23 protein-coding genes and 2 pseudogenes are annotated in these 20,362 nt (G+C 51.1%); 22 read left to right on the forward strand and 3 right to left on the reverse strand.

Going from position 1 to position 20,362, the window contains the following annotated elements:
• The 6 genes and pseudogenes from E0E29_RS06420 to E0E29_RS06445 all read left to right on the forward strand — a co-directional run.
• The coding region (locus E0E29_RS06420; protein ID WP_242622543.1) for a transposon-encoded TnpW family protein at positions 1-125 on the forward strand (125 nt) is incomplete at its 5' end.
• Positions 126-166: 41 nt separating this feature from the next.
• Positions 167-1,039: pseudogene (locus E0E29_RS06425) on the forward strand (VirD4-like conjugal transfer protein, CD1115 family); the annotation flags it as partial.
• A 108-nt stretch (positions 1,040-1,147) separates the two neighbouring features.
• Positions 1,148-1,300: pseudogene (locus E0E29_RS06430) on the forward strand (Maff2 family mobile element protein); the annotation flags it as partial.
• A 142-nt stretch (positions 1,301-1,442) separates the two neighbouring features.
• The gene (locus E0E29_RS06435) at positions 1,443-1,658 is read left to right on the forward strand and encodes a helix-turn-helix domain-containing protein (protein WP_130849180.1); all 216 of its coding nucleotides are present in this window, start codon (positions 1,443-1,445) and stop codon (positions 1,656-1,658) included.
• A gap of 15 nt (positions 1,659-1,673) precedes the next feature.
• On the forward strand, positions 1,674-2,087 hold the full coding sequence (locus E0E29_RS06440) for a GNAT family N-acetyltransferase (protein ID WP_087203490.1): 414 nt from the start codon (positions 1,674-1,676) through the stop codon (positions 2,085-2,087).
• Between the two features lie 16 nt (positions 2,088-2,103).
• The gene (locus E0E29_RS06445) at positions 2,104-2,868 is read left to right on the forward strand and encodes an MBL fold metallo-hydrolase (protein ID WP_130849181.1); all 765 of its coding nucleotides are present in this window, start codon (positions 2,104-2,106) and stop codon (positions 2,866-2,868) included.
• A gap of 253 nt (positions 2,869-3,121) precedes the next feature.
• Here the strand turns inward: E0E29_RS06445 and E0E29_RS06450 are convergent, their stop codons facing one another.
• Together E0E29_RS06450 and E0E29_RS06455 are read right to left on the reverse strand one after the other, a co-directional pair.
• On the reverse strand, positions 3,122-3,667 hold the full coding sequence (locus E0E29_RS06450) for a hypothetical protein (protein WP_130849182.1): 546 nt from the start codon (positions 3,665-3,667) through the stop codon (positions 3,122-3,124).
• Positions 3,668-4,121: 454 nt separating this feature from the next.
• Positions 4,122-4,391, reverse strand: a complete 270-nt coding sequence (locus E0E29_RS06455; RefSeq protein ID WP_130849183.1) for a hypothetical protein — start codon at positions 4,389-4,391, stop codon at positions 4,122-4,124.
• Between the two features lie 77 nt (positions 4,392-4,468).
• On the opposite strand from E0E29_RS06455, the gene E0E29_RS06460 reads away from it, so the two are divergent.
• The gene (locus tag E0E29_RS06460; protein ID WP_130849184.1) at positions 4,469-4,954 is read left to right on the forward strand and encodes a transposase; all 486 of its coding nucleotides are present in this window, start codon (positions 4,469-4,471) and stop codon (positions 4,952-4,954) included.
• A 166-nt stretch (positions 4,955-5,120) separates the two neighbouring features.
• Here the strand turns inward: E0E29_RS06460 and E0E29_RS06465 are convergent, their stop codons facing one another.
• Positions 5,121-5,942, reverse strand: a complete 822-nt coding sequence (locus E0E29_RS06465) for a helix-turn-helix domain-containing protein (RefSeq protein WP_130849185.1) — start codon at positions 5,940-5,942, stop codon at positions 5,121-5,123.
• Positions 5,943-6,474: 532 nt separating this feature from the next.
• Between E0E29_RS06465 and E0E29_RS06475 the strand changes: the two genes are divergently transcribed.
• From E0E29_RS06475 to E0E29_RS06550, 15 genes are all read left to right on the forward strand, one after another.
• A complete protein-coding gene (locus tag E0E29_RS06475; RefSeq protein ID WP_130849186.1) occupies positions 6,475-6,660 on the forward strand; it encodes a hypothetical protein in 186 nt (61 codons plus the stop codon).
• Entirely contained in the window at positions 6,661-7,002 is a 342-nt protein-coding gene (locus E0E29_RS06480) for a DeoR family transcriptional regulator (RefSeq protein ID WP_117477603.1), read from the forward strand.
• On the forward strand, positions 6,995-7,294 hold the full coding sequence (locus E0E29_RS06485; protein WP_207303580.1) for a DUF3847 domain-containing protein: 300 nt from the start codon (positions 6,995-6,997) through the stop codon (positions 7,292-7,294). Before E0E29_RS06480 ends, E0E29_RS06485 begins: the two co-directional genes overlap by 8 nt.
• Before the next feature lie 291 nt (positions 7,295-7,585).
• On the forward strand, positions 7,586-8,419 hold the full coding sequence (locus tag E0E29_RS06490; RefSeq protein WP_423202436.1) for a 4Fe-4S binding protein: 834 nt from the start codon (positions 7,586-7,588) through the stop codon (positions 8,417-8,419).
• A 188-nt stretch (positions 8,420-8,607) separates the two neighbouring features.
• Positions 8,608-10,197, forward strand: coding sequence for a MobQ family relaxase (mobQ, locus tag E0E29_RS06495; RefSeq protein WP_130849188.1), 1,590 nt, complete (start codon positions 8,608-8,610; stop codon positions 10,195-10,197).
• A gap of 63 nt (positions 10,198-10,260) precedes the next feature.
• On the forward strand, positions 10,261-10,905 hold the full coding sequence (locus E0E29_RS06500; protein WP_130849189.1) for a CHC2 zinc finger domain-containing protein: 645 nt from the start codon (positions 10,261-10,263) through the stop codon (positions 10,903-10,905).
• Between the two features lie 13 nt (positions 10,906-10,918).
• Positions 10,919-12,211 carry a virulence-associated E family protein gene (locus tag E0E29_RS06505; RefSeq protein ID WP_130849190.1) on the forward strand — a complete coding sequence of 431 codons (1,293 nt, stop codon included), beginning with the start codon at positions 10,919-10,921 and terminating at the stop codon, positions 12,209-12,211.
• A gap of 241 nt (positions 12,212-12,452) precedes the next feature.
• Positions 12,453-12,650 carry a hypothetical protein gene (locus E0E29_RS06515; protein ID WP_015536493.1) on the forward strand — a complete coding sequence of 66 codons (198 nt, stop codon included), beginning with the start codon at positions 12,453-12,455 and terminating at the stop codon, positions 12,648-12,650.
• A gap of 6 nt (positions 12,651-12,656) precedes the next feature.
• Positions 12,657-14,321 carry a recombinase family protein gene (locus E0E29_RS06520; protein ID WP_130849191.1) on the forward strand — a complete coding sequence of 555 codons (1,665 nt, stop codon included), beginning with the start codon at positions 12,657-12,659 and terminating at the stop codon, positions 14,319-14,321.
• A 104-nt stretch (positions 14,322-14,425) separates the two neighbouring features.
• The gene (locus E0E29_RS06525) at positions 14,426-14,491 is read left to right on the forward strand and encodes a Maff2 family mobile element protein (protein ID WP_438821672.1); all 66 of its coding nucleotides are present in this window, start codon (positions 14,426-14,428) and stop codon (positions 14,489-14,491) included.
• 20 nt (positions 14,492-14,511) lie between these two features.
• On the forward strand, positions 14,512-15,378 hold the full coding sequence (locus E0E29_RS06530; RefSeq protein WP_118572181.1) for a VirB6/TrbL-like conjugal transfer protein, CD1112 family: 867 nt from the start codon (positions 14,512-14,514) through the stop codon (positions 15,376-15,378).
• 47 nt (positions 15,379-15,425) lie between these two features.
• Positions 15,426-15,827, forward strand: a complete 402-nt coding sequence (locus E0E29_RS06535) for a DUF7007 domain-containing protein (RefSeq protein WP_242622408.1) — start codon at positions 15,426-15,428, stop codon at positions 15,825-15,827.
• A 42-nt stretch (positions 15,828-15,869) separates the two neighbouring features.
• Positions 15,870-16,259 carry a PrgI family protein gene (locus E0E29_RS06540; protein ID WP_130849192.1) on the forward strand — a complete coding sequence of 130 codons (390 nt, stop codon included), beginning with the start codon at positions 15,870-15,872 and terminating at the stop codon, positions 16,257-16,259.
• Positions 16,207-18,609, forward strand: coding sequence for a VirB4-like conjugal transfer ATPase, CD1110 family (locus E0E29_RS06545; protein WP_423202437.1), 2,403 nt, complete (start codon positions 16,207-16,209; stop codon positions 18,607-18,609). The genes E0E29_RS06540 and E0E29_RS06545 overlap by 53 nt, the downstream gene beginning before the upstream one ends.
• Before the next feature lie 85 nt (positions 18,610-18,694).
• Complete coding sequence (locus tag E0E29_RS06550; protein ID WP_130850804.1) at positions 18,695-20,362, forward strand: CD1108 family mobile element protein; 1,668 nt, start codon at positions 18,695-18,697, stop codon at positions 20,360-20,362.

The raw sequence follows: 20,362 nt of genomic DNA on the forward strand, positions 1-20,362 counted from the left end.
CGACTGTGAGAAAGCAGATCGGCAAGACAACCTATATCGTCCGTGTGCATTTCAGCGAGACCGCCAAGGAGACAATGGAGGACAAAATCAAGCGTCTGCTCCGTGAGGAAGTCCGCAAAATGTGACTTCTTTTTGAATTTGATGAAAAAGTCCTTGACTTTTCGTCTCTGGCAAAACAGCCAAGTCGATTTTGATTAGCTGCGGAGCCCGGCTGGCCCCCTTTGACATAGCGGAGCTTCGGGAGATTATGAGCTATGACGAGCTGGAGCTTGACAAGCTCGGGGATGAGAAAACGGCCCTGTTCTTTCTGATAAGCGATACAGACACCACCTACAACTTTATCGTGGCCCTTGCCTTTTCGCAGATGTTCAACCTTCTGTGTGAACGGGCCGACAACAAATACGGAGGCCGCCTGCCCCATCATGTGCGGGTGCTGTGGGACGAGGCGGCCAACACCGGACAGGTGCCGGGACTGGAAAAAATCGTGGCTGTCATTCGGTCAAGAGAAGTCAGTCTGACCCTCTTTTATCAGGCCATGAGCCAGTGCAAGGCCCTGTATAAAGACAACGCCGAAACCATCATGGGCAACATGGACAGCATTGTGTTTCTGGGAGGCCGTGAAGCGTCCACCCTAAAGGACATATCGGAAAACTGGCTGGGCAAGGCCACCATCTCCATGCAGACAGACAGCCGCACAAGGGGCCAGTCGGAAAGCTACGGGCTCAACACCCAGCGACTGGGCCGGGAGCTTTTGACCACCAGCGAGATCACCACCATGCCCGGAAACAAGTGCCTGTTACAGCTTCGGGGCCTGCCCCCATTCTTTTCGCCCAAGTATGATTTGAAGCAGCACCCCAACTACCGCTACACAGCGGAATATGACAGTAAACGGAACGCCTTTCATCTGGAACGCCTGACTTCCCGGCGATTGAGACTAAAGCCCGAGGAAGAATACACGGTGTATGAGGTGGACGCCTCTGACGAGGACGCTGACATTCTCAATTATGACGATCTGGACAGCGCAGACGATTTCGTTTAACTGATAGATGGACTTCGGGCCAAGTTGGCCCGAGGTTCGCCGCCGCCTGAAAGGGCGGCTTTTTTGTTACCCACAATTCAATCTTTTTATCAAATGGAGGAAATGTATATGGAATTTTTCGCTTCTGCTGTTGACACTCTGAAGGTTCTGGTTATGGCTATCGGCTGCGGCCTCGGTGCGTGGGGTATCGTCAACCTGCTGGAAGGTTACGGCGCCGACAACCCTGCAAGCAAGAGCCAGGGCATGAAGCAGCTTATGGCTAATTAGATGTAACAAAAGCGAAGAAAGGAAAAGCACAATCCAGACGGAACCGGTGGTGCGGTCAAGAAATATTGTGGAAACACAAGATTTCTGCTATAATGAGTGCAGTACATTTGACGATGGAGAGAAAGGCGGGACGCCTATGCACATCAGCTATCAGCCGCTATGGAATACCCTAAAGGATCGCAGCATGAGGAAAGAGGACTTGCGGCTGGCCGCCGGTCTGACCACCAACATGATCGCCAACATGGGCAAGGGCAAGCATATCAGCATGGAAACGCTGACGAAGATTTGTGAAACCCTGAATTGTGGGATTTTGGATGTGATTGAGTTGAAACAGGACGAAAAAGATTCATAGGAGGAAACACAAGATATGGAGTATCAGGAAAATGTATTATGCTATGAAGATTATTGCCGACTGAGGGAAAGCGTTGGATGGACTAACTTTTCTAAAGAGCAGACACAGGCTGCATTGAGTAATAGCTTATATACCGTTGCAGTTTTTGAAAATAGTCAGGCTGTTGGGATGGGCAGATTGATAGGCGACGGTATGTATCTGGTAATAGCTGATATTGTAGTCAATCCTGTTTATCAAGGGAAAGGGATTGGAAGCAAAATTGTCAGTATGCTTATAGAATATACCACTAAGGAGCTGCCAGACGGAGGACGAACCAGTATCCAGTTGATTTCAGAAAAAGGAAAAGAGCCGTTTTATGAAAAACTGGGCTTCAAACGGATTCCGAATGACTTTTGCGGTTCTGGCATGAAAATGGTCATTCGCAAGTAAAAAAAGAGAGTGGAAAATGGATAATTGGTTTACCATTGCGCAAATAGACCGTGATACATTCTCTATTAGTGAATACAAACACTGGGAAGAAACACATTGCTATCTATTATGTGGAGAAAAATGCGCTATTCTCATTGATACAGGCTTAGGCGTTTCTAATATCAGAAAAATTGTGGACAGTCTAACAGAACTGCCTGTTATGGCAATTACTACTCATGTTCATTGGGATCACATCGGCGGGCATAAGTATTTTGATAATATCGCTGTATATGAAGCGGAAAAGGACTGGTTATCAGTCAGGTTTCCGATACCGTTGCAAGTTGTAAAGAACAATTTAACAAGACTTCCTTGTAATTTTCCAAGAGATTTTGATATTAACGCCTATCAGATATTTCAAGGTATGCCACAAAGAATCTTGCAGGATGGAGATTTTCTGAATTTAGGCGGACGGGAAATTCAGGTTATTCACACGCCGGGACATTCTCCCGGACATTGTTGCTTTTACGAGCCAGAAAGAAATTACTTGTATTCCGGGGATTTGATATACAAAGGAAGCCTTGACGCATTTTACCCAACTACTGATCCGCAACTATTTTATCAATCTATAAGGCGGATACGGAAATACAAAATAAAAAAAGTGCTGCCCGGACACCATCAGTTGGATATTCCTGTTTCTTTGATTGCTGACATTGAAGCCGGATTTGCACAATTATCGAGAGCCGGAAAACTCAAACAGGGAAATGGATTGTTTAAGTTTCGGGATTTCCAAATTCATATATGATTCAAAACTGCCGTTGAGAGGGCAACCTGCCTTGCGGTCTTACATATATATATCAGAGTATAAAAACACCCTGCAAGATTTTTAGTCTTGCAGGGGTTAAATTTTGCAATTCACAATGTGAGAGGGTAGGTTGAACGATACACCATTTTTGGAGGGTCGTTCAACTACATTGGAAGATAATTTACACAAGGTAAGATTATCCCCATAATTATTATATTGTTAAACTTTATTAAAGTCAAATGCTTTTTACATTTTAGTCATCTGCAGGTTCTTGACCTTCTTTTTTAGGTTCTTCCCATTCTGATTTATGCTTTTCCCACCACTCAGGAAAATTTGGGTCTTTTGGAGAAAGGGTAGGTTTGATTGAACTAATATCAGTAACAAGCGATTCTCCATCTTCTTGTAATGAAAATGGTGTTAAATTAATATTTACCATTCCCAATTCATATAATTTAAGAAGATTATCTGCACTAGTTGTCCATTTTTTTCCATTATAATTCATAATTCCATATTCTAAAAGCATAAGACCTTCTTTTTTATGTGCGCCGTCTAATTGTCCTAATAGGTAAGATATATTTTTAGAATTTTGAGCAATTCTAATTTTACTAAATCTAACTAAATCTGAATCCTTACCTGATAGAGCCTTTTGCAATACTTGTGCATATGTAGTTGCTTCTCCTTCTTTTGCTAAACATCGATTAAATATTGCTTGTACATTTCCTTCGTTTAAATCTATTGGAAAAAATTGATTTTCTTTTTCTTTTGCTTTCTTATCAGCTCTTTCTAAATTAAATTTCATAGTTAATCTCCTTTATAAAAAACTAATTATAGTTTTATTAAAACCCTGTGAGGGTTAATAACCACTTATAAAATTGTAATTTTCAAATCACAATTTATATCATAGCATATTATAATTAAATAGTAAACTAAAATCATCCTATGCCTTAGTTTAATTGTAAATCAGTAAGTGTACATTATTCTGGACTATTGAATACAACAATGTAATTGTAATGCTCAACTCTCTTACTTCTCTACCAGTATATTAACCCATACAATTTTTTGCTATTTATAGTACTTTGAAAGATTGTATGTTGGTATGCTGAAAGTGATTGTAAGGTAACCCATATTTCACAAAATGATGATTTCTGAACGCAAGCACAACTCAAGCATAGTAACTGAATAATAAAAAGAGGTGATGCCATTCTATAATCAAATGACTTCACCTCTAGTTTTTCATCTCATTATGATAGTATTTATCCCAGAGCAGCTAGAACCTGCATGATGTAGCTTACTATCTTCAGAGCGATATTAGTAAAGATATTAATGTTGCCAGTCAGCAAGATAAACAGTACTACGGATACAATGATGTAAGCCCAAATTCTCTTGTCTAAATAAGCTGTCAATGGACTCTTGCCCTGGTTTACATTGCAGTTCTCAACAACATACACTGCTTCATCGGATACAAAGCGAAGTTTGATTCCACCGTTTGCACCGGGCTTAGTGTACTTAGGATCACCAGTCATTTTTGCATTTGCCCCCTTTCCCGAATTGATGGACAAAAAAACATTCGTTATAATGGAAAGGAAAGGGGACAAAGGAAATGGAAAACAAACGCAAAAAAGGGATAGCGCCGCCCCGGTACGACGAGGCGTTCAAGGCCGGAGCGATCCGGATGGTGACAGAACAGGGCCGTCCGAGCACAGAGGTTGCCAAGGAACTTGGTATCTGCATCGACACCCTGCGCAGCTGGCTGAAGGCCGCAGGCGTACAGGCAGGTCAGGCAGACCGCCAGAACCGGGACAGCCGCCGGACACGTGAGCTGGAAGCGGAGGTGCGTGCACTGCGCAAGCAGCTAGCAGAGAAAGATGAGGTTATTGACGTACTAAAAAATCCGTCGGCATACTTTCCAGACCATAGAGGACAAATATCGGTACATCAAGGCCGACCGTTCGGGAGTCTCTGTGGAGAAATTATGCCGCTTGCTGGAAATCTCCCGAAGCGGGTACTATGCCTGGCTTACACGCCGTCAAAGCCAGCGGGCACAGCACAATCAGGCGTTAACGAGAGAACTGGTATATTTGCATGAGAAATACCCCGCGTTGGGTCTGGACAGCCTATATCACATGTTGAAGGCTAGCAATTCCTGCTCACGCGGGAGGGTCCACCGGCTAATGAAAGCCGCCGGAATCCACTCCATGCGCAAAAAGGCCTACAAATCCGTTGAAGGAACATAATTCCCCCAACGGCAGTTTTTATTTCCACGACCTGCGCCGGAAGTTGATCCCCGAATGTTTTATCAGCGGCGATCTTTTGAACAGCCTTTTCAGGGTCGTTCTTTCCTCATCTGTGAGCCGCTTATATTTTAGCTGGAACGCCTTGCAGAAGATTTCCAGAAATTCCTGCACCCTATCGCCGGGGGATTGCATGGCCTTTCGGACTTCCTTTATCAGTTCATCGGCGGGAGTTGTATCCGGCGCACTCTCCATGTCGTTCTCATGGGCTTTGCGTATATCGTGAAGGATTGCGTCCCATGTTTTGTGTGTCACATGGCAGAAAAAATCTTCTTCCTCTATCTGACCGGCTTCCAGAATTTTCAGGGAACGGTCTGCGGCAGCTTCGGGATGTTCTTCCAGTATCATTGCCCTTACAGCGGCCAGCGTACTATTGATGTCATGGAACCGCATGGTAGCCATTCCGTCCACATAGATTTCTGCGTCAGCCATCAGCTCCGCAAATTTTTCGTGGGACATCATCTCGCACAGCAGCCGGGTATTGATTCGTCTGCTTTTCAGAAGCGCCACAGCTTCATCGGTCAAATGCAGTTCAGACAGCGGGGTGTTGATCTGTTCCCGGTTTTCTGTCCGGCAGAACAGATAGTCAATGGACACCTCATAAAAGTCTGCCAGTGTGATAAGGTTGCCGTGATTGATTTCCTTATTTCGGTTTTCTTCATTTTCATAGCTGGCTAAAGCAGATTTTGAAATGCCGGTCTTTTCCGCCAGTTCTTCCAGCTTCAGCCCCTTTTCCACCCGTAAATCTTTCAACCGTTCCTGCAAGGAAACATGGTCTTTCATCGGTTTGTCACTCCCTTTCCATGTGGTTTTCGAGAATATATAACCATTATACCATACCGTTCCGAAATCGTGGAAATTTTCGATTTTGGGGCGGTATTCCTACTTTCTGGACATACGGGAAAGGGTTCAAAAATGAGCTATGATTAAGTCAGTTCATCGATGGATTATTCCAATCGAATGACCGGCCTGATGGGATATGCTCCCCGGCGATGTAGCGCAACGACCTGCTGCAAGGAGTTGGAGGAACCTTGACCGCAGCGAGCGTACCAACGGGAACGAAACGCTGCTGTGAGATTCAGGGGCAGGAACGACATCAGGGAAACCCGGCAGAACTGACACCAAAACGCTACCCAAACACGACAAATCGGCAGGGTGTAGTCTGCCCCATCCGTGATACTATGGGGCTTTTCCAAGCGGCTCTATGGCCGTATTTTTCTTGAAAATCGCCCCGAAACATGACACCAAAAACCGCTATCCGCCCATCTCCACCGTTACGGCTGAAATGGGCGGATTTTCTATGATAGGAGGCACCATGCCGAGAATGAGCAAGAAACGGAAGTTGGAGCTGTCCTTCTTCCTCAATGACCGGGGGCGTGTGACCTACAACGACCTGTGCCGGAAGTGTCAGCATGAGTGCAAACAGAGCTTCCGGGCTGTCGTGATTGACTGCCCCCGTTACCTGTCCAAACGAGCCAAGCGAAAGGAGAAAACCGACTAAATGGATTTTGAATTTATGACCGCAGACACCGTTCTGCCGCCCTGTATGCCACTTCCCACCGCCATGCTGAGGCTGCCGGTCAGCAGTACCGCAAAGGTCATGTATGCCCGCCTGCTGGACGCCACCCTTGCGGGAGGTGCGGAGGATACCAACGGGATACTGTTTGTCCGTTTCCCCATTGTGAAGCTGGCAGCGGCCTTGTCCCGCAGTTCCGTGACCGTCAAGCGTTCCTTGAAAGAATTGGAGGATGCCGGACTGATCCTGCGGGTGCGCCGGGGTGTGGGAGAACCGAACCGTATTTACACGCTGCTCCCCAAGAAGGAGGGCTGCCGTGATGAATGAAAAGCTGGAAAAGCTCAACCGGGAGCTTGCCAAAGGCGAAGCCAGACTGCGGCGGGCGCAGCACGAAGAAAAAATACTGGAACACCAACTGAAACAACTTACCCGGAAGGAACGGACGCACCGGCTCTGTACCAGAGGAGCTATACTGGAAAGTTTCCTGACAAGGCCGGAAGTGCTGACGGACGACGATGTGATGGACATTCTGAAACAGGCATTTTCCCAAACTGGTATAAAGGAAACCGTTGCGGAGAGCGTGAAAAGTCGGGTAACCGGGAACCCCCTTACGAAGTAAGGGCGCAACTATACACCGGTCAAGCCGGTACGTTGCGCCCTGCCGGGGGCTTCCTGCGAAAAGCGGATAATTGACCCCAGCGTTCCGGCTCCTGTCAATCATCACAGGGGAAGCTACACTTCCCCTGCGCTGGCTGCCGCCAGCTACCCCTTTGTGGACTTGCCGCCCGGGAACATCTTGCGCTGCAAGCTGTTCCCGTCCAGCAAGTTTACAAAATCATCCTATACTTACCCAGCTGGATGAAGTATAATGAAAACAATGACAAATCGGAAATTTACGGGGGAAAACTAATTGAAAATTAAGAATAAGAAATGGTATATCTCCCTGGGATTTTGGGTGATATTTGAAGCTATAGCAGTAATTCTTTGGCTGACAAAGGACAATCTATTTTATTTGTTTAATTTCTCATATATAGGTACAGTAATAGCTATTGGATTGCTGCTCTTCCAGATAGAATATAAACATGCCAGACGCATAGTTCAACTATTCATCGGCCTATATATGGTTGTTTATCTGGGGCTGATCTGTAACGAGAATATGCAGATAGAGGGCTTTTGGTATTATCTGTTTACAGGGGTATTTGAAGCAGCGACAATACATTATGCAGTTGCAAAAATATTTGGTCCACTGATCTTTGGAAGAGGATGGTGTGGATATGCTTGTTGGACTGCAATGGTCTTGGATTTTCTTCCATACAAGATTCCACAGACTTCTCGCAAAAAGAAATTGGAGAGAATACGGTATTTTACTTTTATTGTATCTCTGATTTTTGTAGCCTTGCTGTTTTTATTTCAGGTGGGTAATCTTGAACGCATCATGTTCTGGTGTTTCCTGATTGGAAATATCCTTTATTATGCAATCGGAATTGCTCTTGCTTTTGCATTTAAGGATAACCGAGCGTTTTGCAAATATATCTGTCCAGTCACTGTATTCTTAAAACCTGCAAGCTATTTTTCTTTATTGCGTATCAAATGTGATGAGGAAAAATGTATATCATGCGGAAAGTGTAAAAGTGTGTGCCCAATGGATGTTGATGTAACAGATAATTCGAGAAAACGAAAAAATGGAACAGAATGCATTCTTTGCATGGAATGTGTAAAGAATTGTCCTAAAAAGGCACTGTAAAATCCCAGTTTTCCAATCTTTCCGTCATCGGTCCAACCTGACCCGAACTTTTAAAACTGAATAACCAGCCGCCCACCAACGGCACCACCGAGCAGGAAATCAGAAACGGTTTCCTGCTTTTCTTTTGCCCAAAATAAGGTGGCAAACCGCCACCCCATCCAATTAACCACAAGAAGGAGGAACCCGTTATGCCCTGTCCCCACCATGATATAAAAATCGTTCAGCGCAGCAACCGCCAGTCAGCCGTAGCCGCCGCAGCTTACCAGAGCGGCGAACGGCTGTTTTCCGAGTACGACCAGAAGCAGAAATACTATGCCGAGAAACGAGGAATTGTCCACACAGAAATCATGCTGCCGCCCCACGCCCCACCGGAGTACGCAGACCGCAACAACTTGTGGAACGCTGCCGAAGCCGTAGAAAAACAATGGAACTCCCAGCTTGCCCGCAGGATCGTACTTGCCATACCGAGGGAAATCCCCTCGGAGCAGCACGCCGACCTGATCCGGGACTATTGCCGGGAGTTTTTCGTTTCCAAAGGCATGATTGCCGATTTTGCCATTCACGATAAGGGGGACGGGAATCCCCACGCCCACATCCTGCTGACCATGCGGGCAATGGACGAAACCGGGAAATGGCTTCCCAAGAGCCGGAAGGTTTATGACCTTGACGAGAACGGCGAGCGTATCCGGTTCCCGTCCGGGAACTGGAAAAGCCACAAGGAGGATACTGTGGACTGGAACGACCAGAAATACGGCGAGATATGGCGGCAGGGCTGGGCGGCTGCCGCTAACCGCTATCTGGAAGCCAATGACTGCCCGGAGCGCCTTGACCTTCGTTCCTATGAGCGGCAGGGACTTGACAAAATTCCCACCGTCCACATGGGGCCAGCGGTCAGCCAGATGGAGAAACGAGGAATACAGACCAATATCGGCAACCTGAACCGGGACATTACCGCCGCCAACCGGCTCATGCAGTCCATCCGTCAGATGGTGCGCCACCTGAAAGGTTGGATTGCAGACCTGAAGGAGAAAAAGGCCGCCCTGCTGGAAGCCTTGCAGGAAGCGAAGGAACCCACCCTGCCGGAGCTGCTGGGCAAATATCTGGATTTGCGCCGGGAAGAGCGCACCGGCTGGACGAGCAAAGGCCAGCTCAAAGGCACCGTAAATGACTTCAACAAGGTAATGGACGCTATCCGCTATCTGCGGGAAAAGGAGCTGTCCACCGTGGAGAGTTTGGACGCCTATCTGGATACCGTCAGCGAGCAGGCCGTTTCCCTCCGGGCAGAGATGAAGCCGAAGGAAAAGCGCATGAAGGAGATCGACACCCTGCTTTCCCATATCGCCAACTTTGAAGCCCACAAGCCGGTTCATGCGGAATATGCCGCCATCCGGTTTAAGCAGCCAAAGGAACAGTTTGCCGCCGCCCATCGGGACGAGCTGGACGCCTACAATGCCGCTGTCCGCTATTTCAAGGTACATTTGGAGGGAACCAAGTACAGCACCAAAAAGCTGAACGAGGAACGGACGCTGCTTGCCGGAGAAGTGGCCGAGTACAGGGAACACCTGTCAACGGTACAGGAGGATGTGAAGATTCTCCGAGATGTGCGCCACTGGCTCAATCAGGTGCTTCCGTCCGAGCAGTACCGCCAGACCGCCGAGCCGGGCAAGAAACCGTCCATCCAGCAGGCAGTCAAAGGTCGGGCGCAGCGTATTCGGGAGGAACAGGCCGAGAAACGCCAGCAGCCCCACACAGAGAAAAAACAGGATATGGAACTTTAACAGACGCTTGCCATTTTCTTTTCGAGAATGACAGGCGCTTTTCTTATTTTCGGGAGGATTTAGTTGAATGTATTTGAAGCTGTCAAGCAGTCTGTTACCACCCAGCAGGCTGCCGAGCATTTCGGAATCCGGGTGGGACGAAACGGAATGTGCGTCTGTCCCTTCCATACCGACAAAAACCCAAGCATGAAGGTTGACCGGCGCTTTCACTGTTTCGGCTGTCAGGCAGACGGGGATGTGATCGACTTTGTTTCTCGTCTGGAAGCTGTCAGCCCAAAGGAAGCCGCCCTCATGCTGGCACAGGAGTTTTCTATCCCCTATGAGGACAAGGAGCCATCCCACAGCAGGAGCCAGAGGAAGCCCCGGCAGGAAACCCCGGAACAGCGGTTCCGCCGTATGGAACGGTACTGCTTCCGGGTGCTGTGCGACTATCGAAACCTGCTGCGCCACTGGAAACGGGACTATGCCCCCAACACACCAGACGAGGATTTCCACCCTTTGTTTGTGGAAGCCCTGCAAAAACAGGACTATGTGGACTATCTGCTGGATGTGCTGTTCTCCCCGGATATGGAGGAACGGGCAGCCTTTATCATCGACTGTGGAAAGGAAGTGAGCAATCTTGAAAGACGAATGGCAGAGCTTGCCGCCGGAGATACGGCAGGCCGCAGAACAGACCATGCAAGGAGCACCGCCGCCCCGGAGCGTTGAGGAAGTCAAAGCCATGCTGGAAAGCACCGAGAAAGGGGGCGTCCGCAACAGTATCCGCAACTGCCTGACCGTCTTTCAGAATGACCCGCTGCTTTCCGGGGCAATCGCCAAAAATCTGCTGACCGAGCGCACTGACATCATCAAGCCCATCGGCTACCACCGTACCGGCACCGCCATCACGGACACGGATATGAACTATCTACTCCTGTATCTGGAAGAAACCTATGGGCTGACCAGCGAAAAGAAGATTGCCGCCGCCATCGGGATCGTTGCCAACGAAAACGGTTATCACCCCATCCGGGACTATCTGAACGGCCTTTCATGGGACGGAACCGAGCGTATCCGTACCTGTCTGCACCACTTTTTAGGAGCCGACAGCGACCAGTACACCTATGAAGCCCTGCGGCTGTTCCTGCTGGGAGCCATCCACCGGGCATTTCATCCCGGCTGCAAGTTTGAGGTCATGCTCTGTCTGGTGGGCGGTCAGGGTGCCGGGAAATCTACCTTTTTCCGGCTGCTGGCCGTGAAAGACGAGTGGTTTTCCGATGACCTTCGCAAGCTGGACGATGACAATGTGTACCGCAAACTGCAAGGCCATTGGATTATTGAGATGTCGGAGATGATCGCTACCGCCAACGCCAAGAGCATTGAGGAAATCAAGTCTTTTTTGAGCCGACAGAAGGAGGTCTATAAAATCCCATACGAAACCCACCCGGAGGACAGGCTGCGGCAATGCGTGTTCGGCGGCACTTCCAATGCCCTGGACTTCCTGCCCCTTGACCGTTCCGGCAACCGGCGCTTTCTGCCGGTCATGGTGTACCCGGAACAGGCGGACGTTCATATTTTGGACGATGAAGCCGCTTCCAGAGCCTACATGGAGCAGCTATGGGCGGAAGCCATGACCATTTACCGCAGTGGGGATTTTAAGCTGTCTTTCAGCCCCGAAATGGTGCGCTATCTCAAAGAACACCAGCGGGATTTCATGCCGGAGGACACCAAGGCCGGGATGATCCATGCCTACCTTGACCGCTACACCGGCAGCATGGTGTGTTCCAAGCAGCTTTTCCGGGAAGCCCTGAACCACCCCTTTGACGAGCCGAAGCAATGGGAAATCCGGGAGGTCAACGACATTATGAACCATTGTGTCACAGGCTGGCACTACTTTTCCAATCCCCGGATGTTCCCGGAATACGGCAGGCAAAAGGGCTGGGAGCGTGAAGCCCCGGCAACGGATACCAGCAACGGAGCCGAAAAAATTCCGGAGGGATTTGTGGAGGTCACAGAGCAGATGGAGCTTCCTTTCTGAAAATCCCACCTCGTTGCCGACTTTGTTGCACTCCCGTTGCCGGGCTGGTTGCCGGGGAAAGCCCCGTAATTGCGGGCTTTTTCCCCTATCAGCAACCAAAGCAACAGAAAAATAAAAGAAAATATAAATTGTAACCAAACCGCCAGACAGAGATGGTTTTGAGGTTTTTTGAAGCCCGTTGCCGGACTTCGTTGCCGACCTTCTCCTTGTCTGGCTATTCTATTATGGAGGATAACTGCCTATGGCAAAAACGAAAACAGAGATTCATGTTACCACAGTTTTTGACGGTGAGCTGGACGCAGCGGATGTCTTTGTGAGCCTGATTGCCCAAAAATATGGGCAGAATACCGGGAAGGAAAATCTTGCGAAAACACAAGATTTAGGATATAATAAAGACGAGGTTCAGAAGAACCGTGTTCCGTCTGGATTGTGCGGGTAAACGGTTATGATGAACGGATATGAATACACAGGCATGGACGCAATTCTGGCGGGCAGCTTCCGGGTGGCCATCTATTGCAGGCTTTCCAAAGACGATGACCTTGACGGGGAGAGCGCCAGTATTGCCAACCAGCGGGATATGCTGGAAAGCTACTGCGAAAAGCAGGGATGGGAGGTTGTGGCAGTCTATCAGGACGATGGCTACACGGGGCTGAACATGGAGCGCCCCGACCTGAAACGGATGTTAAAAGCCATCGAGCGCAGGCAGATAAATCTTGTGATAACGAAAGATTTATCGAGGTTGGGTCGAAATTACTTGCAGACCGGCACACTGATCGAGGACTTCTTCCCCCGTCACGGCGTCCGCTATATCGCCATGAATGACGGTATCGACACCATGCGGGATAACAACGACATTGCGCCGTTCAAGAACATCCTGAACGAGATGTACAGCAAGGACATTTCCAAGAAGGTACATTCCTCGTATCTGCTGAAAGCCCAGCAAGGCCAGTTTACCGGCTGTGTGGCTCCCTTTGGGTATCGGAAAGACCCGGAGGACAAAAACCACCTGCTGGTGGACGAGGAAACCGCCCCTATTGTCCGGCAAATCTTCCTTTGGGCGCTGGAAGGACACGGCCCCAACTTCATCCGGCGCAGGCTGGAAGAACAAAAGGTGCCTTGCCCTACATGGTGGAACCGGGAACGGGGCTTCCGCAATGTCCGCACCAAATGGGAAAAGAAAGACCCGGAAAACGGGCGGTATATGTGGGATTTCTCCGTGATAAAGGACATCCTGATGAATCTCGTTTATACCGGGGCGATCGCTTCCCAAAAGAAGGACTACCGCTTCAAAATCGGCACCATTGGCGAGAAGAAGCCGCAGGACTGGATCGTGGTGGAGCAGCGGCACGAACCGTTGATTGACAGCAAAAGTTTTGCCATCGTGCAGGACAAGCTGAAATCCCGCCAGCGCCCCCGGCAGGACGGGGAAACCAGCCTGTTTGCCGGGCTTATCAAGTGCGGCGAGTGCGGCAAGTCGCTGACCATCCGCACCACCCACGCCAAGCACCCGCAGCAGATTTACGCCTGTAAGACCTATGGGGCGTTTGGCAAGAACCATTGCACCCAGCACCGGGTGGAGTACGACACCCTTTACCACCTTGTCCTGAACAAAATCCGGGAGTGTGCCAAGGCCGCCCTGACCGATGGGGAAGCCATTGCCGGGAAGCTGAGCAACACCTGCGAAGCCGAGCAGAAAGGCCAGCGGGAAGCGTTGGAGCGTTCCCTGACAAAAGACGAGGAACGGATTGAGGTGCTGGAAAAGATGGTGCTGCGGCTCTATGAGGACATGGTTGCCGGGCGGATCAGCGAAGCCAACTTCAATCTCATGCTGGACAAGACGCAGAAAGAACAGGCCGAGTTGAAAGAACGGGTTGCACAGGGGCGCAAGAAGCTGGCCGATGAAATGCGGCTGGCGATGGACGCCAAACAATGGGTGGACGCCATTCAGGAATATGCCGACATCACGGAGCTGGACGCAGCCACCTTAAACTGCCTGATTAAAGAAATCGTTGTCCATGAACACATCGACAGCGATAAAACACGACACATTTCTATCGAAATTCACTTCAATCTCAAACCCATCCCGGAGGTAGAACAGGTCAAGGGCTGACCTGTCCACGCCGGGGCAGTTCTAAAACAATTCCATATATTTTTTGACACGCCGCCGCCCGCCATCGAGCAAGGTTTTACTCTTAATTAGGGATAAAACAGCTCATGGCTGGCGGCGGTATCGTCCTGCTGGGTATGAACCTGATCCCTCTGCTGGCAAACCTGTTCTAATCTTCCCAAAGGAGTAAGCTATGCAAAGTATCTTCGACGCTATCACGGAATGGCTCAAAGGGCTGTTGGTCGAGGGTATCATGGGAAACCTCGGCGGGCTTTTTACCAATGTGAATGAGCAGGTCGGAGAGATTGCGGCGCAGGTAGGGACGACCCCGGCGGCATGGAACGCCGGGGTCTTTTCCATGATACGGCAGCTCTCCGAAACGGTCATCCTGCCTATCGCCGGGCTGGTGCTTACCTTCGTGATGACCTATGAGCTCATTCAAATGCTGATAGACCACAACAATCTACACAACTTCGACACATGGATCTTCTTCAAGTGGATTTTTAAGACCTTTGTTGCGGTGATGATACTGTCAAACACCTTCAACATCGTTATGGCGGTGTTCGATGTGTCCCAGCAGGTCATTCAGCAGTCGGCAGGCCTGATACAAGGTTCCACCGCCGTCACGCCGGATGTTCTGAACGATATGCAGACCCAGCTTGAAGCGATGGAGCTGGGGCCGCTCCTTGGTATCTTCCTGCAATCCTTCTTCGTGCAGTTCACCATGACGGCCTTAAACATCGTGATTTTCGTCATCGTCTACGGGCGTATGATTGAGATTTACCTAATGACGAGCCTTGCCCCCATTCCCTTTGCCACCAGCGTGAACCGGGAGGTCGGCCACATGGGCCACAACTATTTCAAGTCCCTGTTCGCTGTCGGTTTCCAAGGGATGCTCATTATGGTGTGCGTGGCGATCTACGCCGTGCTGGTGCAGAGTATCGCCACGGACGGCGATATGATGAACGCCATCTGGACTTGCGTGGGGTACACGGTTCTTTTGTGCTTCGTGCTGTTCAAGACCGGGAGCCTGTCTAAATCCATCTTTGGAGCGCATTAAGCCACTTCGGGTCAAGTTGGCCCGAGGATGGAAGGAGGTGTAGAACGATGATGTATCAGGAACCGGAAAAGTCCCCGTGGGGCAAGGTGCAGACCTGTGACCTTCTCTGCCCCGGCGTATTCCTTGTGAGTACCGCCAGCCACGGCGGGACAATGGTTTCAAACGAGGTGGCGGCGTTCCTCTCCCCGGCGGCCAAACGGTGTGGCTTCAAGCGGGGCGGCTACCTCTGTTTTGAGGAAGATACGCAGGAGGATGTGGTGCTGCGGGAACTTTTGGACAAGAAGCTCTGGCAGATACCCGAGCGTATCAAGGACAAAGCCGCCTTTGAGAAAAATATCAACCTCTCCATCAGGCGGTACAACCCCGAGTATTGGCGGGCAAGGCAGTCCGGCCTTGAAGCGGCGCAGGCTGCCCGGAAGGAGGCCCCGGCCCGCCAGACAGAACGATGACCTCGGGCCAAGTTGGCCCGAAGCTGTGAGGAGGTGATCTCATTGGCCTATGTGCCAGTACCCAACGATTTGAGCCGCATTAAGACCAAGCTGGCCTTCAACCTGACGAAGCGCCAGCTTATTTGTTTTTCCATAGCGGGCGGTATCGGTATCCCGTTTTACCTGTTCACCCGCTCCCATATCGGGAACAGCACGGCCCTGTTCCTGATGATTGGCCTGATGATGCCGTGTTTTCTGTTCGCCATGTTTGAGAAGGACGGCCTTCCCTTTGAGAAGGTGCTCCGCAACATTATCCGAACCAAGTTTTTATTGCCACGGGTCAGGCCCTATAAGACCGAAAATTTCTATGCTTTTTTGAGCCGAAAGGAGGAAAAGCCGATTGCAGACCACCAAAGGGGCAGCAAGGCCGGGCGCAGAAAGAAAGCGTCCTGACCGCAAGCCCACAAAACAGGCCAAGCCGAAAAAGGCCGGGCCGCAGACCGCCCAGCAGACCATACCCTACCGGGAGCTTTTCAAGGATGGTATCTGCCGGGTAAACGATAAGCTCTACACCAAGAGCCTTGAATACGAGGACATCAACTACCAGTTGGCGCAGGCCGATGACCAGAGCGCCATTTTTGACGGCTACTGTGCGTTCCTCAATTCCTTTGACAGCTCCCTTCCGTTCCAGCTCTCCTTTATCAACCACAGGAGCCGCCCGGAAAGCAAGTACAAAATCAATATCGCCATGAAGGATGACGAGTACAGCGAAATGCGGAGCGAGTATGTGGAAATGCTGGAGGGCCAGATTGCCAAGAGCAACAACGGCATTGTGAGAACCAAGCTGTTGACCTTCGGTGTGTCGGCGGACAGCCTTGCGATTGCAAAGCCCCGCTTGGAGCGTGTGGAGGCTGACATAATGGGCAACTTCAAAAAGCTGGGGGTACAGTCCCGCTCCCTCAATGGGCTGGAACGCCTGGAGATTTTACACGGCCAGCTCCACCCCGGCGGCACCGAGCCCTTCCGCTTCACATGGGATATGATACCGAAAACCGGGCTGGGGACAAAGGACTTTATCGCCCCAACCAGCTTTGACTTCCGGCAAAGCCGCCTGTTCCGCATGGGCTCCACATGGGGAGCGGCGTCCTATATGCAGATCATGGCCTCCGAGCTTTCCGACAAGCTCCTTGCGGAGCTGTTGGAGGTGGACGCTGAAATGACCATCACCATGCACATTCAGACTGTCGATCAGGCCAAGGCCATCAAAACCATCAAGGGCAAGGTCAGTGACATTGACAAGATGAAGGTGGAGGAACAGAAAAAGGCCGTCCGAAGCGGCTACGATATGGACATACTCCCGCCCGACCTTGTTACATTCAGTCAGGATGCCAAGAACCTGTTGAACGACTTGCAGAGCCGCAACGAGCGAATGTTCCTCCTGACCTTCCTTGTGGTAAACACCGCCGCCACCCGCCGGGAGCTGGACAACGACCTGTTCACGGTGTCGGGTATCATGCAGAAATACAACTGCATTTTGAAGCGGCTGGACTTTCAGCAGGAACAGGGCCTTATGTCCAGCCTGCCCCTCGGCTACAACGGCATTGAGATACAGCGGGGCATGACAACCAGCTCCACGGCCATCTTCGTGCCGTTTATGACGCAGGAGCTCCGCATGGACGGCGAGGCCATCTATTACGGCCTGAACGCCCTTTCCCACAATGTCATCATGGCGAACCGCAAGAAGCTGAAAAATCCCAACGGCCTGTATCTCGGCGTACCGGGAGCGGGCAAGAGTTTCGCCGGAAAGAGGGAGCTTGTCAATGTGTTCCTTGCCACCAATGACCGCATTATCATTCTTGACCCGATGGGCGAATACTCGCCGCTGGTGCGCCAGTTCGGACAGGACGGCCTTGTGGTGGAGATCGCCCCCAACAGCCCGCACCATATCAATCCGATGGATTTGGATGTAAGCATTGATGACGAGGTTTCGCCCATCAGTCTGAAATGCGATTTTATCCTTTCCCTTATGGAGCTGATTGTGGGCGGCAAAGACGGCTTACAGCCCGTGGAGCGCACCATCATTGACCGCTGCGCCCGCATGGTGTACCGGGATTTTCTCAATGACCCGGACAATACCCCTATGCCGACGCTTCAAAATCTGTATGACCTTCTGTGCCAGCAGACCGAGCCCGAGGCAAAGCGGCTGGCAACAGCCCTTGAGATCTATGTGTCCGGCTCCCTCAACATCTTCAACCACAAGACCAATGTGGATTATAGAAACGCCCGTGTAGTGTGCTTCGACTTGAAGAAGCTGGGGGCGGGCCTCAGAACGATTGCCATGCACATCATCAACGACCTGATGAACAGTCAGGTGTCCCACAACTTCGCCCGTGGTATCGCTACATGGTGCTACTATGACGAGTTCCATGTGCTGTTGCAGGACGAGCTGACTTCCAGCTACTTTGTCACCATCTGGAAAATGCTCCGTAAAAAGGGCTGCGTCCCGAGCGCCCTGACACAGAATGTGAAAGACCTCCTTGCCAGCCGGCAGGTTGAGAACATCTTTGAAAACTCCGACTTCATGGTGCTTCTGTCGCAGGCGCAGGGAGACAGGCAGATACTTGCCAAGCAGTTGGGTATCAGCCCGCACCAGCTTTCCTATGTGACCCACTCCAATCCCGGCGAGGGGCTGTTGTTCTTCGGAAATGTGACCATTCCGTTTGTTGACCGTTTCCCGAAGAATACCAAGCTCTACTCCATTATGACTACTCGCCCGGAGGAAAAGGAGGCGCAGAATGAGTAAGGCTGCTTCGGGCCAAGTTGGCCCGAAGCCAGTGGGCGGCGGGAAATTCCGGCAGGACGAGGAACGGAAAAAGCCGTCCTCCCGCTTGCGTCAGGATGACGAGGCCCGCAGGGATACCGCCCATGAGGAACAGGACGCCCAAAAGGCCAGGAAGGACAAACAGGAGAAAAAGAAGGAACGGGCCGAGGCCAAGGCCGAACACTCCGCTGCCAAGCTGGAAGCCGCCAAGGAAAAGCTGGCCCAGCAGAAACCCCAGAAGCCGCCCGGCCTCCCCCGGCGGGCGGCAACGGCGGCGGGGGCAGGTGTATGGGCCTACACCCACCGCAAAATACATGAGGTCGAGCATGAGAATGTGGGTGTGGAGAGCGCCCACAAGGCCGAGCTTCTGGCGGAGGCCGGAGTGCATAAGGCCACCCGCTACACCAAGCGGCGTATCCGGGAGCACCCGACCCGACAGGTGGAGAAATGGGAACACAAGACCATGAAGGCCAATGCCAACCTCCACTATCAGCAGATGGCGCAGGAGCACCCGGAGCTTCAAAGCAGCTTCCTTTCCCGCATGGCCCAGAAATGGAAAATCAAGCGGGAGTATGCCAAGCAGGCCCGGGAGGCTGCAAGACAGGGGGCCAAGGCGGCGGGAGCGGCGGCCACTACCACCGAAAAGGCGGTGGCCTATGCCTCCCGGTTCGTGCGCCGTCATAAAAGCGGAGTAATCATCATTCTGCTGTTGTTCTGCCTGTTTCTGATTTTGAGCTCCGTCTTTTCCGCCCTCCCTTCGCTGGGTACTGGCATGATGAACGCCGTGGTCGGCACCTCTTACACCGCCGAGGACGAGGATATTTTAGGGGCCAACGAGGACTATACGGCTCTTGAAAACGAGCTCCGGCAGAAGATCGCCAACATTGAGCGCACCCACCCCGGCTATGACGAGTACCGCTATCAGGTGGACGAGCTGGGACACAACCCCTATGAGCTGACCTCCTACCTGATTGCCAAGCTCCGCACCTATACCCGTGAAAATGTGCAGGGTGAGCTCCGGGCCTTGTTTGAGGCGCAGTATAAGCTGACGCTGACCGAGGAAGTGGAGATACGCTACCGCACCGAAACGGACACATGGACGGACGAGGACGGAACCACCCATACAGATACCTACGAGGTGCCGTATGAGTATTACATTCTCCATGTGCGGCTCCAGAACAAGACCCTGCCTGTGGTGGTGAACTCCCTGCTGGATGCCGAGCAGAAAGAAATCTACGACATTACCTTGGAGCTCAAAGGCAACAAGCCCTATCTGTGGGATGACATTTACACGGGCGGCGGTGGCAGCTATGACCCCGGAAGTGATTACACCGTACCGGGCGAAGCTCTTTCTGACCCTGCCTTTGCGGCCCTTATCAAGGAGGCGGAAAAGTACCTGGGCTGGCCCTATGTATGGGGCGGCTCCAGCCCCTCTACCTCCTTTGACTGTTCCGGCTTTGTCTGCTGGGTCTATACGGCCAGCGGCGTCCACAACCTGCCCCGCACCACGGCAACAGGGATTTTCAATCAATGCGCCTATGTATCACCCGCTGACGCAAGGCCCGGAGATCTGATTTTCTTTACGAAAACCTATGACTGCGACGGCCCTGTTTCCCATGTGGGTATCTATGTGGGCGACGGCATGATGATCCACGCAGGCGACCCCATCAAATACGCCAGTATCAATACGAACTACTGGCAGGAGCACTTTTACGCCTTTGGGCGTTTGAACTGA

It is taken from the genome of Intestinimonas timonensis, from assembly GCF_900626145.1.
Lineage (GTDB): Bacteria > Bacillota > Clostridia > Oscillospirales > Oscillospiraceae > Intestinimonas > Intestinimonas aquisgranensis.

What these genes read in the sequence shown, in the direction of transcription:
- E0E29_RS06475 (WP_130849186.1), top strand. Translation starts at nt 6,475, where the DNA reads ATGCCGAGAATGAGCAAGAAACGGAAGTTGGAGCTGTCCTTCTTCCTC.
- E0E29_RS06455 (WP_130849183.1), bottom strand. Translation starts at nt 4,391, where the DNA reads ATGACTGGTGATCCTAAGTACACTAAGCCCGGTGCAAACGGTGGAATC.
- E0E29_RS06465 (WP_130849185.1), bottom strand. Translation starts at nt 5,942, where the DNA reads ATGAAAGACCATGTTTCCTTGCAGGAACGGTTGAAAGATTTACGGGTG.
- E0E29_RS06480 (WP_117477603.1), top strand. Translation starts at nt 6,661, where the DNA reads ATGGATTTTGAATTTATGACCGCAGACACCGTTCTGCCGCCCTGTATG.
- E0E29_RS06485 (WP_207303580.1), top strand. Translation starts at nt 6,995, where the DNA reads ATGAATGAAAAGCTGGAAAAGCTCAACCGGGAGCTTGCCAAAGGCGAA.
- mobQ (WP_130849188.1), top strand. Translation starts at nt 8,608, where the DNA reads ATGCCCTGTCCCCACCATGATATAAAAATCGTTCAGCGCAGCAACCGC.
- E0E29_RS06460 (WP_130849184.1), top strand. Translation starts at nt 4,469, where the DNA reads ATGGAAAACAAACGCAAAAAAGGGATAGCGCCGCCCCGGTACGACGAG.
- E0E29_RS06520 (WP_130849191.1), top strand. Translation starts at nt 12,657, where the DNA reads ATGATGAACGGATATGAATACACAGGCATGGACGCAATTCTGGCGGGC.
- E0E29_RS06515 (WP_015536493.1), top strand. Translation starts at nt 12,453, where the DNA reads ATGGCAAAAACGAAAACAGAGATTCATGTTACCACAGTTTTTGACGGT.
- E0E29_RS06530 (WP_118572181.1), top strand. Translation starts at nt 14,512, where the DNA reads ATGCAAAGTATCTTCGACGCTATCACGGAATGGCTCAAAGGGCTGTTG.
- E0E29_RS06435 (WP_130849180.1), top strand. Translation starts at nt 1,443, where the DNA reads ATGCACATCAGCTATCAGCCGCTATGGAATACCCTAAAGGATCGCAGC.
- E0E29_RS06440 (WP_087203490.1), top strand. Translation starts at nt 1,674, where the DNA reads ATGGAGTATCAGGAAAATGTATTATGCTATGAAGATTATTGCCGACTG.
- E0E29_RS06450 (WP_130849182.1), bottom strand. Translation starts at nt 3,667, where the DNA reads ATGAAATTTAATTTAGAAAGAGCTGATAAGAAAGCAAAAGAAAAAGAA.
- E0E29_RS06505 (WP_130849190.1), top strand. Translation starts at nt 10,919, where the DNA reads ATGCTGGAAAGCACCGAGAAAGGGGGCGTCCGCAACAGTATCCGCAAC.
- E0E29_RS06535 (WP_242622408.1), top strand. Translation starts at nt 15,426, where the DNA reads ATGATGTATCAGGAACCGGAAAAGTCCCCGTGGGGCAAGGTGCAGACC.
- E0E29_RS06445 (WP_130849181.1), top strand. Translation starts at nt 2,104, where the DNA reads ATGGATAATTGGTTTACCATTGCGCAAATAGACCGTGATACATTCTCT.